Source organism: Polaromonas sp. CG_9.11 (assembly GCF_015752225.1).
Classification (GTDB): Bacteria; Pseudomonadota; Gammaproteobacteria; order Burkholderiales; family Burkholderiaceae_C; genus Polaromonas.
This window is the reverse complement of sequence record NZ_JADOVE010000069.1, coordinates 1-1,469: the sequence shown is the minus strand read 5'-3', so window position 1 is coordinate 1,469 and position 1,469 is coordinate 1. Positions and strand designations below refer to the sequence as shown.

1 pseudogene is annotated in these 1,469 nt (G+C 58.5%); it reads left to right on the top strand.

What is annotated here, in order from left to right:
• Positions 1 to 445: 445 nt before the first annotated feature.
• A pseudogene (locus IWX85_RS20125) lies at positions 446 to 1,030 on the top strand (IS21 family transposase); the annotation flags it as partial.
• Between the last annotated feature and the right edge of the window lie 439 nt (positions 1,031 to 1,469).

The window sequence follows — 1,469 nt, the reverse complement described above, 5'->3', positions numbered from 1 at the left end:
TCAAAATATCCCTCGGCTCACTTAGTCCCCTCGAATACCGGGATAGCCTTGGAATTCCGGCATAAACCAGTCCAAGATTTCCGCCGCACCCCCCCCTGGTCAATATTCAATCGGCGCCAACACATCAACCCCATCCGGTGGTTTTTTACCGTCTTGAGGTTTTTCTCGCAGGAATACCACGCTGGGTATTCCGGTCGATCGTGACCGGTGATTCCGGCGGATCGTGACCGGTGATTCTGGATTGTCGTGACCGCTGATTCCGGTCGATCGTGACCGATTTTTGCCTTGCCCGCAATGACCGGTCACGAGGCCGGAATCGATGGTCACGACACCAGAATGGCATCAAACGCAGCGTGTAGTGCTGCGCATATTTCTTCTCAACCAATACGGGTAGTCTTGCCAGCTTTTTGCTGGAGCCAGCTTGCCCGATACCCGAAGGATCACTATGCGCAAAATCAAGGACGTCCTGCGTCTCAAACTCGAAGCCCATCTGTCGCATGAGCGCATTGCCGCAGCCCTGAACATCTCCAAAGGCGTCGTTGCCAAATACGTCGCCCTGGCCAGTGCAGCAAAGCTGGACTGGAGCCAGATTCAGGTGCTCGACGAGGCGGCCCTGCACAGCCGCCTGGCGGGCACCCCTCAGCGAGCTAGCGCCTTTGTGCGGCCCGATTTCGCTCGCCTGCACCAGGAACTCCGGCGCAAAGGCATGACACTGATGCTGCTGTGGCACGAGCATGTCGGCCAGCACCCCGGCGAAACCACCCACAGCTACTCGCAGTTCTGCGAGAACTACCGGCGCTTTGCCAAAAGCCTCAAGCGCTCGATGCGCCAGATCCACCGCGCCGGCGAGAAGCTGTTCATCGACTATGCCGGGCCCACGCTGGCCCTGTCGGACGGCAGCCGCGCCCATATCTTCGTTGGCGCCCTGGGCGCGTCGAGCTACACCTTCGCCTACGCCACGGCGCGCGAAACCACGGCCGACTGGCTGGGGGCGACGGCGCAGGCGCTGCGTTTCTTCGGCGGTGTGCCGCTGTTATCGCGAGCTCGAGATAACTGGGGTAATCAGCAGGACCGAATAATGTGAAGGAGGTTCAGCGAGGCATGGTCTGATTGAGATCGAGGGTCGTTTTGCTGCGTATTATTTTGGTATGTGCATCCTTGAGCTGGGACTCATCCCATCCAAGGAGAAACGCCATGTCAGATCATCTATCGCAGTGCAGCGCGCTGCTGTCGCAATTCAAGGACCATCTCGCGAAGGCAAGGTATAGCTCAAGTGCTTGCGCGCGCTATCTCGCCGTAGCCGGGCACTTTCTCGAGTACCTCGGGAACCAGCTCGGTGGCTGTCAAGGAAGTTGTCGCCTGAAGTGAAGTGAGTCAGGCTTTTTTTTGCGTGTTTTGAGGCTCCTTGATGTGTGGGGTTTCTGGGTTGAGGTGAACGGTATCGACATGCGCCCACTGGCGAGGCTGCC